A 14,594-nucleotide genomic window follows, 5' to 3' on the forward strand; every position below is an offset into this window, starting at 1 on the left:
CCTGCCCCGAACCGAGAGGTGACCGGTGACCGCTGCGTCCCCGCACGCCGTGAGCGTCGCCTACGACCCCGCCGACTCCGAGCGGTGGCTGCCCGAGCAGCACTCGAACCGACGGAGCGACTTCGCCCGTGACCGGGCGAGGCTGCTGCACTCGAGCGCGCTCCGCCGCCTCGCGGCCAAGACGCAGGTGCTGAGCCCCACCGCGGGGCTCGACTTCGCGCGCAACCGGCTCACGCACTCGCTCGAGGTCGCGCAGGTCGGCCGGGAGCTCGCGACGAGCCTGGGCCTCGACCCCGACGTCGTCGACACGGCGTGCCTGGCCCACGACCTCGGGCACCCGCCCTTCGGGCACAACGGGGAGCGGGCCCTCAACGAGTGGTCGCGCGACATCGGCGGCTTCGAGGGCAACGCGCAGACGCTGCGCCTGCTCACGCGCATCGAGCCCAAGGTCATCGACGCGACCGGTCGCAGCTTCGGCCTCAACCTGACCCGTGCCAGCCTCGACGCCAGCTGCAAGTACCCGTGGCCTGCCGCGCAGGGCGTTCCCGACCCCGGTGGTCGCATGAAGTTCGGCTTCTACGACGACGACACGGCCGCGTTCGAGTGGCTGCGCGCCGGGGCACCTCGTCGACGTCGCTGCATCGAGGCCCAGGTCATGGACCTCTCCGACGACATCGCCTACTCCGTGCACGACTTCGAGGACGCCGTGGTGAACGGCTACGTCGACGTCTCGAGCCTCGGCTCGCTCGACGGGCACGACGACCTCGTGACGGCCATGCACGCGTGGGTCGGCGGCGAGCTCAGCCGGGACGAGCTGGTGGAGGCGTTCGAGCGGCTGCGCCGCCAGCCCTTCTGGCTGCGGTCGTACGACGGCGGCCGGCTCGACCAGGCCCGGCTGAAGAACCTCACCAGCCAGCTGATCGGCCGCTTCGCGGGCTCGGCCACGCAGTCGACCCGGGAGTCGTACGCGGAGGAGTCGCTCATCCGGTTCCGCGCCAGCATGGTCATCTCACCCGACGTCATCGGCGAGATCGCGGTGCTGAAGGGGATCACCGCCGCGTTCGTCATGACCCAGGGCGCGCGACAGCCGATCTACGAGCGTCAACGCGAGGTGCTGACGACCCTCGCGGAGTCCCTCTGGCAGCGGGGCGACTCCGAGCTCGACGCGGGCTTCGCGGCCGACTGGGCCAGCGCCTCCGACGACGCCGCCCGACGCCGCGTGGTCGTCGACCAGGTCGCGTCGCTCACCGACCAGAGCGCCATGGCCTGGCACGACCGCCTCGTCGGCTCCCGGTGACGGCCACGCGCGACGCCGCCCGTCCCCGCACCGACCCCCGCCGCGCCGCCCCCGAGCACACGGGCCTCCGGGGCACAGCCCCCGTGACGGACGCCCGACCTAGGATCGATCCGTGGCAGGGCTGATCAAGCGGGACGACATCGACGAGGTGCGCTCGCGCACCAACATCGCCGACGTCGTCGGCGACCACGTCACGCTGAAGGGCGCCGGCGTCGGCAGCCTCAAGGGCCTCTGCCCGTTCCACGACGAGCGCAGCCCGAGCTTCCACGTGCGGCCGCAGGTCGGCCGGTACCACTGCTTCGGCTGCGGCGAGGACGGCGACGTCTACAGCTTCGTCATGAAGATGGACCACACCACCTTCCAGGAGGCGGTGGAGCGCCTCGCCGGCCGCATCGGCTTCGCCCTGCACTACGAGGACGGGGGCCAGGCGAGCGACCACGGCAACCGGGCGCGGCTGCTGGCGGCGAACGAGGCGGCTCGAGAGTTCTTCGTCGAGCACCTGACGGCCGCTGACGCCGACCCCGCCCGGCGCTTCCTCGGCGAGCGGGGCTTCGACCCCGCCGCGGCCGAGCGCTTCGGGGTCGGCTTCGCCCCGAAGTCGTTCGACGCCCTCCGCTCGCACCTCAAGGGCCTCCGCTTCACCGACGAGGAGCTCGTGACGGCGGGCCTGCTCAGCCAGGGCGACCGCAGCCCCTACGACAGGTTCCGGGGCCGGCTGGTGTGGCCGATCCGCGACGTCACCGGCTCGACGATCGGCTTCGGCGCCCGCCGCCTGCTCGACGACGACAAGGGCCCCAAGTACCTCAACACGCCCGAGACGCCCGTTTACCACAAGTCGCAGGTGCTCTACGGGCTCGATCTCGCTCGCCGCGACATCGCGAAGGGCAAGCAGGTCGTCATCGTCGAGGGCTACACCGACGTCATGGCCTGCCACCTGGCGGGCGTCACGACGGCCGTCGCCACCTGCGGCACCTCGTTCGGCGTCGACCACATCAAGCTGCTGCGACCCATGCTCGGCGACGTCGGCGGAGCCGACACGTCGACGGCCGGGGAGGTGGTCTTCACCTTCGACCCGGACGAGGCCGGTCAGCGGGCCGCCTCCCGGGCCTTCGCGGAGGAGAGCCGGTTCTCGGCGCAGACCTTCGTGGCCGTCGCGCCTGACGGGCTCGACCCGTGCGACCTGCGGCTCAACCGCGGCGACGACGCGGTCCGCCGTCTCGTCGACACCAAGCGGCCCATGTTCGAGTTCATGATCCGACGCGTGCTCGACGCCCACGACCTGGAGACGGTGGAGGGGCGGGTCACGGCCCTGCGCGCCGCGGCTCCCGTCGTGGCGGGCATCCGCGACCGGTCGATGACCCAGGGCTACGTCCGCTCGCTCGCGGGCTGGCTGGGGCTCGACCCGGGGGAGGTCGCGACCAGCGTCGAGGAGGCGCGCCGCGCCTCCGGTGCCGTGGCCGCCCTCGAGCGGGCCCAGCCGAAGAGCGTCTCCGACGGGCGCCAGTCCATCACCAGCCTCCCGCCGCTGCCCGAGGAGCCCGCGGGCCCCAGCCTGATGACGCTGCCCGGCGACCTGACCACCCGTCTCGAGCGGGACGCGCTGATGGCGATCCTGCAGCAGCCCGCCGCCGTGGGCCTCGAGCTCATCCAGCGAGCGACGCGGGCGACGCTCGCGACGGCGTCGTTCGACGTGGTGAAGGACGCCGTCGCGGTGAGCCTCGACAGCTTCGGCGACCCGCGGTGGCTCGACGTGGTGCTCGACCAGACACCCGAGTACTACGCGGGCCTCGCGAAGGAGCTCGCCGTCGCGCCGTTGCCGGAGCGCGAGGGGCGCGAGATCACCACCTACTGCCGCGGCATCGTCTCCTCCTTGGTGGAGCGCGACCTCCTCCGGCAGAAGGCGGACCTGATGGGGCAGTTCCAGCGCACCGACGTGAAGGCCGAGCCCGAGCGCCACCGTGAGCTGCAGCGGCGGCTCGTCGAGGTCGAGGCCGAGCGGCGCGCCGTCCGCGCCGAGTAGCGCCACCGCCGGAGCCGGCCACCGACGCCCGGGGCGGCCACCGACGGCCCGCGATCCGACGCGACACGCGGTGCCTGGAAGCGCATACACGAGCTGCCGCTACGACCAGACCACGCGGCAAGGTTCGTTGCCGTCTTGTTAACGATCCGGCCTGGGCTACGACCCGAGGCCGGGCGTGTGTTACCAATGAGCACTCCCAGAAACGGCCGCACCTCACAGCAGCGGTGTCGGGAGCCCCTCGTACCCAGAGAAAGAGGCAACCGGATATGACAACGTCCGACATCAGGCTCGGCCGTCGCGTCCTCGCGATCACCGGTGGCGTCGCCGCCACCGCCCTCGTCCTCGCCGGCTGCGCGTCCGGAGGCGGCGACGCCGCCGACGACGCGCTGAACGGCATCAGCGTCGGCACCACCGACGTCATCACCTCGCTCGACCCGGCCGGTTCGTACGACAACGGCTCGTTCGCCGTGCAGAACCAGGTCTTCGGCTTCCTGATGAACTCGCCGTACGGCAGCCCCGACGTCGAGCCCGACCTCGCGGCCTCCGCCGAGTTCACCGACCCGACGACCTACACGGTCACCCTCAAGGACGGCCTGACCTTCGCGAACGGCAACGCGCTCACCTCGAGCGACGTCAAGTTCACGTTCGACCGCCAGCTCGCCATCGCCGACGACAACGGCCCCTCGTCGCTGCTCGCCAACCTCGACAGCACCGACGCGCCCGACGACACGACCGTCGTCTTCCACCTCAAGGGCGCCGACCAGACCTGGCCCCAGATCCTCTCGAGCCCCGCCGGCCCGATCGTCGACGAGGACGTCTTCTCGGCCACGAGCCTGACCGCCCCGGCCGACATCGTCTCGGGCGACGCCTTCTCCGGCCAGTACTCGATCACCGACTACAAGGAGAACGAGGCGATCCAGTACGAGGCCAACGACTCGTACGACGGCGTCCTCGGCGCTCCGAAGGCGTCGTCGATCACGGCGACGTACTACACCAAGGAGACCGACCTCAAGCTCGCCGTGCAGGAGGGCGACGTCGACGTCGCCAACCGCAGCCTCAGCCCGACCGACCTCGCCGACCTGGCGAAGGACGACTCGCTGACGGTGCACAACGGCCCCGGCGGCGAGATCCGCTACATGGTCTTCAACCTGAACACCCAGCCCTTCGGCGCCACGCAGCCCGACGCCGACCCGGCCAAGGCCCTGGCCGTGCGCCAGGCCGTCGCCGACAGCGTCGACCGTGCGGCCCTCGCCAAGGACGTCTACAACGACACCTACACGCCCCTCTACTCGGTCGTCCCCGACGGTCTGACCGGCGCCACCGAGCCCCTCAAGGAGCTCTACGGCGACGGCGACGGCGGAGCCGACGTGGCGAAGGCCACCGAGGCCCTCTCGGCCGCCGGCGTCTCGACGCCCGTGTCGATCGACCTGCAGTACAGCCCCGACCACTACGGCGCCTCGAGCGACGAGGAGTACGCGCTGATCAAGACGCAGCTCGAGGCCACCGGCCTCTTCACCGTCAACCTGCAGTCGACCCTCTGGGACACCTACTCGAGCGAGCGCCGCGAGGACGCCTACCCCGTGTACCAGCTGGGCTGGTTCCCCGACTTCTCGGACGCCGACAACTACCTGTCGCCGTTCTTCGTGAAGGACAACTTCGTCGGCAACCACTACGACGACGCCGAGGTGCAGGGCCTGCTCACGCAGGAGATCGCCGAGTCCGACGAGACCGCCCGCACGGCGCTCATCGGCCAGATCCAGGACGCGGTCGCCGCCGACCTGCCGACGCTGCCGCTGCTCCAGGGCACGCAGGTCGTCGTCTCGGCCTCGGACATCCAGGGAGTCGACGACACGCTGGACGCGTCGTTCAAGTTCCGCTACGGCGCCCTGAGCCGCTGACGGCCGCACCGCTGACCCGCCCCGAGCGGGTCGGCACCGACCGAGACACCGCGTGACGCGGAGGGGGTGTCCCGCCCACGGGCGGGACGCCCCCTTCCCGCGTCCGCTCCGCACCACCACGAAAGGCACAGTGACGTGACAGTGCTCACCGGGAGCGCCACAGCTCCCGCGACGCCCCCGACGACCACCGAGAAGAGGCGGAAGTCCGCCGGCGGCGGCCTCGGCCGTTACCTCGTGGTCAGGGCCCTCCTGATCATCCCGACCGTCTTCATCCTGGTCACCCTGGTCTTCTTCCTGATGCGGGTCGTCGGGAACCCGATCACCGCCTCCGTCGGGGGCCGCCTCACCGAGGCGCAGCTGCAGGAGCGCCTGCACGCCGCGGGCTACGACCGGCCGATCATCGTCCAGTACCTCGAGTACCTGGGCCAGATCGTCCGCCTCGACTTCGGCACGACCGCGACCGACAACCGCCAGATCAGCGAGGTGATCGTCACGTACGGCGCGGCCACGGTCGAGCTCGTCTTCTACGCCCTGATCGTCGCGCTGGTGATCGGCATCCCGCTCGGCATGCTCGCCGCCTACGTGCGCGACCGCTGGCCGGACGCCGTGCTGCGCATCCTCGCGATCCTCGCCTACGCGACCCCCGTCTTCTTCGCGGGCCTGCTGCTCAAGCTCGTCTTCTCGGTCTGGCTGGGCTGGCTGCCGCTGAGCGGCCGCGCCGACACGAGGGTGGGCATCGCCCTGGGGCGGATCGAGAACCCCACCGGCATCTACATCATCGACGCCCTGCGCATCGGCAACGCGACGATCACGACGAACGTGCTCAGCCACGCCGTGCTGCCCGCCCTGACCCTCGGCCTGCTGACGGCCGGGATCTTCCTGCGCCTGGTGCGCACGAACGTCATCGGCACCCTCGGCTCCGAGTACGTCGACGCCGCCCGCTCACGCGGGGTCTCCGAGCTGCGCCTCGTCCGCAAGCACGCGCTCAAGCCGGCGCTCATCCCGATCATCACCGTCATGGGCCTGCAGATCGCCATGCTGCTCGGCGGCTCGGTGCTGACCGAGACGACCTTCGGCTGGCGCGGCCTCGGCTTCGAGCTGCAGCAGTACCTGTCGGCGCGCGACTTCGTCGCCGTGCAGGGCATCGTGGCCGTGCTGGCGGTGATCGTCGCCGTGACCAACTTCGTCGTCGACGTGATCGCGGCGCTCATCGACCCGCGAGTGAGGTACTGACATGTCGACCGTCCCCACCGCCGTCCTCGCCGACCGCCGCGAGCCGCTCTGGAAGCGCCTCCCGGTCGTCTCGCACCTCCGCCGCTCGGTCGGCCTCCAGCGCGGCATGCTCGTCGCCGGCCTCGTGCTCTGCGTCGTGTTCATCGTCCTGGCCCTCTTCGCCCCGCTCATCGCGCCCTACGGGTTCGGCCAGCTGAGCGACGCCGACGGCAACTTCGCCCGTCAGGCCGCCCCCTCCGGGATGCACCTCTGGGGCACGACGGTGGGCGGCTACGACGTCTTCAGCCGCGTCGTCTGGGGCACCCGCACGGCGATCGCCGTCATCGTCGTCGCCGTGGTCCTCTCGATCACGATCGGCGTCGTGCTCGGCCTCGTCTCGGGCTACCTCGGCGGCTGGCTCGACCGCGTGCTCGTGGTCGTCGCCGACGCCGTCTACGCCTTCCCGTCGCTGCTGCTCGCGATCGTCATCTCGATCGTCATCAGCGGCGGGCAGTCGAGCCTGTGGGGCGGCATCCTCTCCGCCGGCATCTCGATCACGGTGGTCTACGTGCCGCAGTACTTCCGCGTGGTCCGCGCCGAGGCCGTCCGCCTCAAGGCCGAGGCCTTCGTCGAGTCGGCGAAGGTCGTGGGCAGCAGCACCCCGCGGATCATGTTCAAGCACGTGCTGCGGAACGCCACGCGGAGCCTGCCGCTCATCCTCACGCTGAACGCCTCCGAGGCGATCCTCACGCTCGCGGCCCTCGGGTTCCTCGGCTTCGGCATCGGCCCGACCTCGGCCGCGGAGTGGGGCTACGACCTCAACCGGGCGCTCAGCGACACGGCGAGCGGCATCTGGTGGACGGGCGTGTTCCCGGGCTCGGCGATCGTGCTGATGGTGCTCGGCATCACCCTCGTGGGCGAGAGCCTCAACGACCTGGCCGACCCGCGCCTCCGGACGCGTCGTCGTGCCGGGCGCAAGAAGACGACGGCTGCGGCGCAGGCACCGGCCGAGACGACGGAGGTCCCCGCATGAGCGACGACACCAGCACCACGGCCGACGGCACGACGAGCGCGGGAGGCGCGGTGAGAGTCCGCCACGCCGCACACGACCTGCCCCGCGACCAGCGCGACGTGGCGGTCGGCATCACCGACCTGCGCGTCACCTTCGCCACCGACGGCGGCGACGTGCCGGCCGTGCAGGGCGTGACGCTCGACGTGCGCGCCGGCGAGGTCCTCGCGATCGTGGGGGAGTCGGGGAGCGGCAAGTCCGTGACGGCCAAGACGATCCTGGGGCTGCTGCCCGAGACCGCGACCGCGAGCGGCGCCGTGGTGCTGAGCGGGAGCGACGTGCTCTCGGTCGGCGCCGGCAAGGTGCGGGAGCTGCGCGGCACCGAGGTCGCCATGGTCTTCCAGGAGCCCTCGACCGCGCTCAACCCCGTCTACACGGTGGGCTGGCAGATCGCCGAGGGCATCCGCGCCCACGGCAAGGTCAGCCGGAAGGACGCGAAGGCGCGCGCCGTCGACATCCTGCGCCGCGTGGGGATCCCCGACCCGGAGACCCGGGTCGACCACTACCCCCACCAGTTCTCGGGCGGGCAGAAGCAGCGCGTCGTCATCGCGATGGCGCTCGTGCTCAACCCGTCGGTCATCGTCGCCGACGAGCCGACGACCGCCCTCGACGTGACGGTGCAGGCCGAGATCCTCGACCTGCTGCGCGACCTGCGCGACGAGTTCGGCACGGCCATCGTGCTCATCACCCACAACATGGGCGTGGTCGCCGACCTGGCCGACCGCGTCGCGGTGATGTACCTGGGCCGCGTCGTCGAGCAGGCGTCCGCCACGGACCTCTTCGCCGCCCCGCAGGACGACTACACGAAGCGCCTGCTGGCCTCCGTGCCCAAGCTGGAGGCGCGGGGCGCGCAGGTGCAGGCCGCGGAGGTCGACCGCGAGGTCGTCGTGCGCGCCACGGGGCTCGAGATCGAGTACCCGGGCCGTTTCGGCCGCAGCGGCTTCCGGGCCGTCAAGGGCGTCGACTTCTCCATCGCGAAGGGCGAGGTGCTGGGCCTCGTCGGCGAGAGCGGCTCGGGCAAGACGACCATCGGCCGGGCCATCGCCGGGCTGACCAAGGTCACCGGCGGCTCGCTCGAGGTGCTCGGCGTCGAGATGAACGGCGTGCACGAGCGGGACTTCAAGCCCCGACGCGCCGACATCGGCTTCGTCTTCCAGGACCCGGCCTCGAGCTTCAACCCGCTGCTGACGATCGCCGAGTGCGTCGCGGAGCCCCTCGTGGTGCACGGCCGCGCCCCGCACGCCCGCGCGGCGCGGAAGCGCGTCGACGAGCTGCTCGAGGCCGTGCAGCTGCCCCGGGCGTTCGGCGACCGGTACCCGCACGAGCTGAGCGGCGGCCAGCGTCAGCGGGCGAGCCTGGCCCGGTCGCTGGCCCTCGAGCCGACCCTGCTGATCGCCGACGAGCCGACCAGCGCGCTCGACGTGTCGGTGCAGGCGCGGGTGCTCGAGCTCTTCCGCGAGCTGCAGTCCGACCTCGGGTTCGCCGCCCTGTTCATCAGCCACGACCTCGCGGTCGTCAACATGCTCGCCGACCGCATCGGCGTGCTCTACCACGGCGACATGGTCGAGATGGGGCCGAACGACCAGGTGCTCGGCGCCCCCGAGCACCTGTACACGCAGCGTCTGCTGGCGTCGCTGCCCGTGCCCGACCCGGCCGAGCAGGCGGCGAGACGGCAGCACCTCGCCGAGCTCGACCGCGTCGCGGCCGAGGGCGCGGCCTGACCGTGGCGGGGCTCGACCTCGACCTGTCGCGACCGGTCGCGACCGACGACCTCTCGCTCGAGTACCCGGCGCGCGCCGGGAGCCCCGCCCTGCGGGCGGTCGACGGCGTCACGCTGTCGGTGGCCCCCGGCGAGATCGTCGCCGTGCTCGGCGAGAGCGGGTCGGGCAAGTCGACCCTGGCCCTCGCCCTGGCCGGCCTCGTCGGTCGTGGGCGGGCGCCCGAGGGGCGCCCCCGCATCGTCGGCGGCGCCGCCCGCGTCTTCGGCCAGGACCTCCTGCGGGCGTCGCCGCGGCGTCGCGACCGGCTCACGGCCGTGGTCGGCTACCTCGCGCAGGACGACGGCGAGGCGCTCAGCCCCGACCTCACCGTGGGGGAGGCCATCGCCGAGCCGATCTACCTCCGCGACAAGCGGTTCGACCGACGGGAGGCCGGCCGTCTGACGTCGACGCTCGTCGACGCGGTCCACCTGCCGCTCAGCGTCATGCTCAAGCAGACGTGGGAGCTGAGCTCGGGCCAGCGGCAGCGCGTGGCGCTCGCGCGGTCGCTCGTGCTCGAGCCGAGCCTCCTCGTCGCCGACGAGCCCGCCCGCGGGGTCGACGTGCTCGTGCGGCAGGCCGTGCTCGACGTGATCAAGAACCTGCACGAGGATCGCCAGTTCTCGGCCGTCGTCGTCACCTCCTCGGTGGCCGAGGCGCGCGCCGTGACCGACCGCGTAGCCGTGATGCGCGGCGGGCGTCTCGTGGGCCACGGCCAGATCGACGAGGTGCTGCGCGACGGGGTCGACCCGTACGTGAAGGTGCTCGCGCAGACGTCGCCGATCGACGCCATTCGGCGGGGCTCGAGCGGCCCGGTCGGCTCGGCCGGCCCGCACGGCTCGGCCGGCCTGCGCGGCGACGCCGACGGTGACGCCGGGCAGACGGCCGGGGGAGACCCGCGATGACCGGGGGCGCTGACGTCCCCGTCGCCCGCGGGCACCGCTCCACCGACGTGGTCGCCGCCCTCCCCGCCGACCGTCGGCCCCGCCCGGGCGCCGTCACCGTGGCGCCGCGGGAGTCCCCGGTCTTCGTGGCCGCCGTCGAGGAGGCCGGGGGCGTGCTCGTCCCGCTCGGCCCCGACACGCGCGGCTTGATCTGGCTGTCGTACCGCGACGTCGCCGGCCTCGACGCCGCCCTCGCCGCCCACCCCGGCATCGAGTGGGTGCAGCTGCCGTGGGCGGGCGTCGACGCCTTCTCCGACGTGCTGGCCCGGCACGCCGACGCCCCCCGGCCCCTCTGGACGAGCGCCAAGGGCGCCTACTCCGAGCCGGTCGCCGAGCACGCCCTGATGCTCGTCCTCTCGCTGCTCCGGGTCGTGCCCTCGCGCGTCCAGGCCACCTCGTGGCAGACCGAGCAGCGCGGCGTCTCGCTGTACGGGCGACGGGTCGTCGTCGTGGGCGCCGGGGGGATCGCGCGCGAGCTGCTCCGGCTGCTCGCGCCGTTCGAGTGCCGGGTGACGGTGGTCCGCCGGTCGGCTGAGCCCGTGGCGGGCGCGGAGCGCACGGTCACCGTCGATCAGCTCGACGAGGTGCTCCCCGACGCGGACGTCGTCGTGCTCGCGGCGGCCTCGACCGCCGAGACGGCGCGGCTCGTCGACGCGCGGCGGCTCGCGCTGCTCCCTCCGCGGGCCGTCCTGGTCAACGTCGCACGCGGTGACCTCGTCGACACGGAGGCGCTGGTCGCCGCCCTGGACGACGAGCGCCTCTGGGGCGCCGGCCTCGACGTGACGTCGCCCGAGCCCCTGCCCGACGGGCACCCGCTCTGGGGGCACCCCCGCGCGATCGTCACTCCGCACCAGGCCGACACCCCCGAGATGACGGCGCCGCTGCTCGCCGGGCGCATCCGCCACAACGTGCGCGCCCTGGCCGGCGACGGGGACTTCGCGGGGGTCGTCGACCCGCGCGCCGGCTACTGAGAGCCGGTCGAGCGGTCGCCCTCGTCGGTCGGGGCGCCCCCCTCGGCGCGACGCGCCCGGCGCACGCCCGGTGTTCATCCGGAGGTCAGATGTGCGCTACAGTTGGACCCGCTGTTGAGAACTCCGGTTCGCAGCAGTTGCCATTCCTCGATAGCTCAATTGGCAGAGCAGCCGGCTGTTAACCGGCAGGTTCTTGGTTCGAGTCCAAGTCGGGGAGCGAAGGCCCAGCGGCTCCACCCGCTGGGCCTTTTCACATTTCTCGGGGTGTGTCGGGGCCCGTGGCCTCTCCGGCCTGGCTGGTGCGCGGCGGGCCTGCGGGAGCCAGCCCGCGACTCCCCGGGGTCAGCACCGCGTCGCGGGCCGGCCCCGGCGTGCCGTCGTCGCAGGACGACGCCCGTCAGTCGTCGAGGTGGTCGACGCCCGGCAGCCAGGTCTTGCCGGGCACGCCCCAGCTCGCGCGCTTCACGGCCTTGACGGCCGCCTTGTGGAACGGGTGCTCGAGACGGTCGGCGTAGAGCACGCCGTCGAGGTGGTCGTACTCGTGCTGGAAGATGCGCGCCAGCCAGCCGACGGCCTCGATCTCGAACGGGCGCCCGTCGAGGTCGGTGGCCCGCAGCAGCACGCTGTCGGCGCGGCGCAGCGGGAAGCGCTCGCCCGGGATCGACAGGCAGCCCTCCGACTCGCCCTCGTCGTCGAGCGGCTCGATGGTCAGCGGGCTCTGCCAGAGTCTCGGGTTGATCGCGACGCCGCGCTGGTCGCCCCCGTCGTCGTCGATCCACGACCAGACGAAGAGGCGGAGGCCCACGCCCACCTGCGGGCCGGCGAGGCCGACCCCGGGAGCGGCGTCCATGGTCTCGAACATGTCGGCCACGAGCGTGCGCAGCTCGTCGTCGATGTCGGACACCTCGGAGGCGCGGTGGTGGAGGACGGGATCACCCGTGATCGAGATGGGACGTACGGCCATTCGTCCAGACTATCGACGACGCGCCCGCTACCGTGGTCGCGTGAGCGCTGACCTCGGGGACCTGACCGCCCAGGTCTCGCTGACCCCGTACCAGGCGCTCGGCATCCCGCTCGCCCTGGTCGGCGCCGTCTTCCTCTCGATCGGCGCGCAGCTGCAGAGCCGCGGGGTCGCGAAGGTCGAGCACCGGCTCGGCGCGGCGCACAGCGGCATGTCCGTGCGCCAGGTGCTCGCCCTGCTCGGGCGGCCCTCGTGGGTCATGGGGACGGCCATGCTGGGCCTCGCCATCGTGTTCCAGCTCACCAGCCTCAAGATCGCGCCCCTCCTCGTGGTGCAGCCGCTCGGCGCCGTGGCGCTCGTCGTCACGGCCCTCGTCAACGCGAGGGTCACGGGGCGCCGGCTGACCGGCCGGGTCAAGCGCTCCATCGCGATCTGCGTGGGCGGCATCGGGCTGTTCGCCACCGTCGCCGCCTTCACCGCCACCGAGAGCCCGATCACGACCCCGCAGCTCGTGACCGTGCTCGTGCTGCTGCTCGTGGTGGGCGCCCTCCTCGGCGGCGCCTTCGTGCTGTTCCGCCGTCGACGGAGCGCGCTGTTCTACATCATCGGCGCCGGGGTGCTCTACGGCTTCGTGGCGACGCTCGCCAAGGTCGTCCTGAACAGGATCACGGCCGGGGCGTTCGACTGGCTCAGCGTGCTCTGCCTCGTGATGCTGCTCGCCGCCGGCGCCCTTGGCGGGTACTTCGTGCAGAACGCCTACTCGTCGGGCTCGCCCGACCTCGTCATCGCCGGCCTCACGGTCGTCGACCCGATCATCGCCGTCACGATCGGGATCGTCGTGCTGGGGGAGGCCGCCACCGCACCCGCTGGCGCCGTCGTGCTCTTCCTGCTGGCCGGCGCGATCGCGGTGTACGGCGTGTTCCAGCTGGCCAAATACCAGCCCGTGAAGAAGACCTGAGCTAGCGTGGCCACGCCGTGTCGGGAGCGGGCCGTCGACCGGGCCCGCGCCTCCTCTGCTCCGCCCTCGCCGGCGCGGCCACCGCGCGAGCTGACCACCGCACGACCTGACCACCGAGCCTGACGAAGGACGCCCGAGACGTGACCGACGCCCCCGATCCCGCCGCGCCGACCCGCCCGGAGGCCGCCTCCGACGCCCGCCTCACCGTGCTGATCGCCGCCGACACCTTCCCGCCCGACGTCAACGGGGCCGCCAACTTCGCCGAACGGCTCGCGGTCGGCCTCGCCGACCGCGGCCACGACGTGCACGTGCTCGCCCCGGCGGCCACGCGTCGCCACGGCACGTTCCTCGAGCAGCACGCCGGCACGACCCTCACCGTCCACCGCCTGTACTCCACGCGCTGGCCGCTGCACGACTGGCTGCGCTTCGCGACCCCGTGGCGGGCGCAGCGCAACGCCGAGCGCGTCATCGAGCAGGTGAAGCCCGACGTCGTGCACATCCAGTCGCACATCGTCATCGGCCGCGCCGTCGTGCGCGTCGCCAACCGCCTGGGCATCCGCGCCGTCGCGACGAACCACTTCATGCCCGAGAACCTGCTCGAGCACACCGGGCTGCCCCAGGGGCTCCGGGCCACCGCCGTCGCGCTGGCGTGGAAGGACGCGAGCTCGACGTTCCGCCGCGTCGAGGCGATCACGACGCCGACGCAGGCCGCCGCGGACTTCCTGGAGGAGGCCGTCGACGTGCACGGCGTGCTCGCCGTCTCGTGCGGCATCGACGCGTCCGACTACACCGCGCGGGCGGACCGCCCGGCCGAGAACCGGATCGTGTTCGTCGGCCGGGTCACCGCCGAGAAGCAGATCGACGTGCTGCTGCGGGCCGTGACGCAGCTCGACCCGGCCCTCGGCGCCACGCTGACGATCGTCGGCGGGGGCGACCTCATGAAGCAGCTGCAGCAGCTGACCGTCGAGCTGGGCCTCTCCGACCGGGTGACGTTCGCGGGGTACCTCTCCGACCACGACCTGCGACGGACCCTGACGGAGGCCACGGTGTTCGCGATGCCCTCGATCGCCGAGCTGCAGAGCATCGCCAGCCTCGAGGCGATGGCGTCGGGCCTGCCGATCGTCGTGGCCGACGCGATGGCGTTGCCGCACCTCGTGACGGAGGGCGTCAACGGGCACCTCTTCCGACCCGGCGACAGCCGCGACCTCGCGGCGAAGCTGACCCGGGTGCTGACCCTCCCCGACCACGAGTACCTCGCGATGCGTCGGGCCAGCCTCCGCGTCATCCAGGGGCACGACATCCAGCGCACGCTGAGCGTGTTCGAGGGGCTGTATCGTGGTCAGCCGGTGGCACCCACCACCGAGGTCGACCCGGCCTGACCCGCCTCGGCGGCCCGACGGGTCGGCGGGGGGCGGTAGCTCAGCCGGTTAGAGCAGTCGACTCATAATCGATCGGTCACGGGTTCAAGTCCCGTCCGCCCTACTGGTGTCGCGTGCGGTGCGGTGCG

At 72.5% G+C, this 14,594-nt stretch carries 11 protein-coding genes and 2 tRNA genes; 12 read left to right on the top strand and 1 reads right to left on the bottom strand.

Features of this window, described 5'->3' with window-relative positions; translation table 11 throughout:
- The first annotated feature begins 25 nt into the window (after positions 1-25).
- The 9 genes from JOE43_RS10015 to JOE43_RS10055 all read left to right on the top strand — a co-directional run bounded on the left by JOE43_RS10015 (position 26) and on the right by JOE43_RS10055 (position 11,385).
- Positions 26-1,297, top strand: a complete 1,272-nt coding sequence (locus tag JOE43_RS10015; protein ID WP_056054268.1) for a deoxyguanosinetriphosphate triphosphohydrolase — start codon at positions 26-28, stop codon at positions 1,295-1,297.
- A gap of 112 nt (positions 1,298-1,409) precedes the next feature.
- On the top strand, positions 1,410-3,317 hold the full coding sequence (dnaG, locus tag JOE43_RS10020; RefSeq protein WP_209517446.1) for a DNA primase: 1,908 nt from the start codon (positions 1,410-1,412) through the stop codon (positions 3,315-3,317).
- A 266-nt stretch (positions 3,318-3,583) separates the two neighbouring features.
- Positions 3,584-5,215 (top strand): ABC transporter substrate-binding protein, encoded by a 1,632-nt coding sequence (locus tag JOE43_RS10025; RefSeq protein ID WP_167259048.1) that lies wholly within the window; start codon positions 3,584-3,586, stop codon positions 5,213-5,215.
- 141 nt (positions 5,216-5,356) lie between these two features.
- Positions 5,357-6,448, top strand: a complete 1,092-nt coding sequence (locus tag JOE43_RS10030; RefSeq protein WP_209519168.1) for an ABC transporter permease — start codon at positions 5,357-5,359, stop codon at positions 6,446-6,448.
- Position 6,449: 1 nt separating this feature from the next.
- On the top strand, positions 6,450-7,460 hold the full coding sequence (locus tag JOE43_RS10035) for an ABC transporter permease (RefSeq protein ID WP_209517448.1): 1,011 nt from the start codon (positions 6,450-6,452) through the stop codon (positions 7,458-7,460).
- Positions 7,457-9,217, top strand: a complete 1,761-nt coding sequence (locus JOE43_RS10040; RefSeq protein WP_209517450.1) for an ABC transporter ATP-binding protein — start codon at positions 7,457-7,459, stop codon at positions 9,215-9,217. The genes JOE43_RS10035 and JOE43_RS10040 overlap by 4 nt, the downstream gene beginning before the upstream one ends.
- Positions 9,218-9,219: 2 nt before the next feature.
- Positions 9,220-10,158 (top strand): ATP-binding cassette domain-containing protein, encoded by a 939-nt coding sequence (locus JOE43_RS10045; protein ID WP_307803317.1) that lies wholly within the window; start codon positions 9,220-9,222, stop codon positions 10,156-10,158.
- The gene (locus JOE43_RS10050) at positions 10,155-11,168 is read left to right on the top strand and encodes a D-isomer specific 2-hydroxyacid dehydrogenase family protein (protein ID WP_209517453.1); all 1,014 of its coding nucleotides are present in this window, start codon (positions 10,155-10,157) and stop codon (positions 11,166-11,168) included. Before JOE43_RS10045 ends, JOE43_RS10050 begins: the two co-directional genes overlap by 4 nt.
- Positions 11,169-11,312: 144 nt before the next feature.
- Positions 11,313-11,385 (top strand) — tRNA-Asn (locus tag JOE43_RS10055).
- Positions 11,386-11,565: 180 nt separating this feature from the next.
- On the opposite strand, the gene def is transcribed toward JOE43_RS10055, so the two are convergent.
- Positions 11,566-12,132 carry a peptide deformylase gene (gene def, locus JOE43_RS10060; protein ID WP_209517454.1) on the bottom strand — a complete coding sequence of 189 codons (567 nt, stop codon included), beginning with the start codon at positions 12,130-12,132 and terminating at the stop codon, positions 11,566-11,568.
- 40 nt (positions 12,133-12,172) lie between these two features.
- On the opposite strand from def, the gene JOE43_RS10065 reads away from it, so the two are divergent.
- From JOE43_RS10065 to JOE43_RS10075, 3 genes are all read left to right on the top strand, one after another.
- Positions 12,173-13,087, top strand: coding sequence for a DMT family transporter (locus JOE43_RS10065; RefSeq protein WP_307803319.1), 915 nt, complete (start codon positions 12,173-12,175; stop codon positions 13,085-13,087).
- Positions 13,088-13,227: 140 nt separating this feature from the next.
- Complete coding sequence (locus JOE43_RS10070; protein ID WP_307803320.1) at positions 13,228-14,466, top strand: glycosyltransferase; 1,239 nt, start codon at positions 13,228-13,230, stop codon at positions 14,464-14,466.
- Between the two features lie 29 nt (positions 14,467-14,495).
- A tRNA-Ile gene (locus JOE43_RS10075) sits at positions 14,496-14,569 on the top strand.
- Positions 14,570-14,594 lie beyond the last annotated feature (25 nt).

This window comes from Frigoribacterium sp. PvP121, from assembly GCF_017833115.1.
In the GTDB taxonomy this organism is placed as follows: Bacteria; Actinomycetota; Actinomycetes; order Actinomycetales; family Microbacteriaceae; genus Frigoribacterium; species Frigoribacterium endophyticum.

Bases quoted from the DNA above. Each gene is read 5' to 3' on its own strand.
- JOE43_RS10040 (WP_209517450.1), top strand. From the start codon at position 7,457: ATGAGCGACGACACCAGCACCACGGCCGACGGCACGACGAGCGCGGGA.
- def (WP_209517454.1), bottom strand. From the start codon at position 12,132: ATGGCCGTACGTCCCATCTCGATCACGGGTGATCCCGTCCTCCACCAC.
- JOE43_RS10035 (WP_209517448.1), top strand. From the start codon at position 6,450: ATGTCGACCGTCCCCACCGCCGTCCTCGCCGACCGCCGCGAGCCGCTC.
- JOE43_RS10050 (WP_209517453.1), top strand. From the start codon at position 10,155: ATGACCGGGGGCGCTGACGTCCCCGTCGCCCGCGGGCACCGCTCCACC.
- JOE43_RS10025 (WP_167259048.1), top strand. From the start codon at position 3,584: ATGACAACGTCCGACATCAGGCTCGGCCGTCGCGTCCTCGCGATCACC.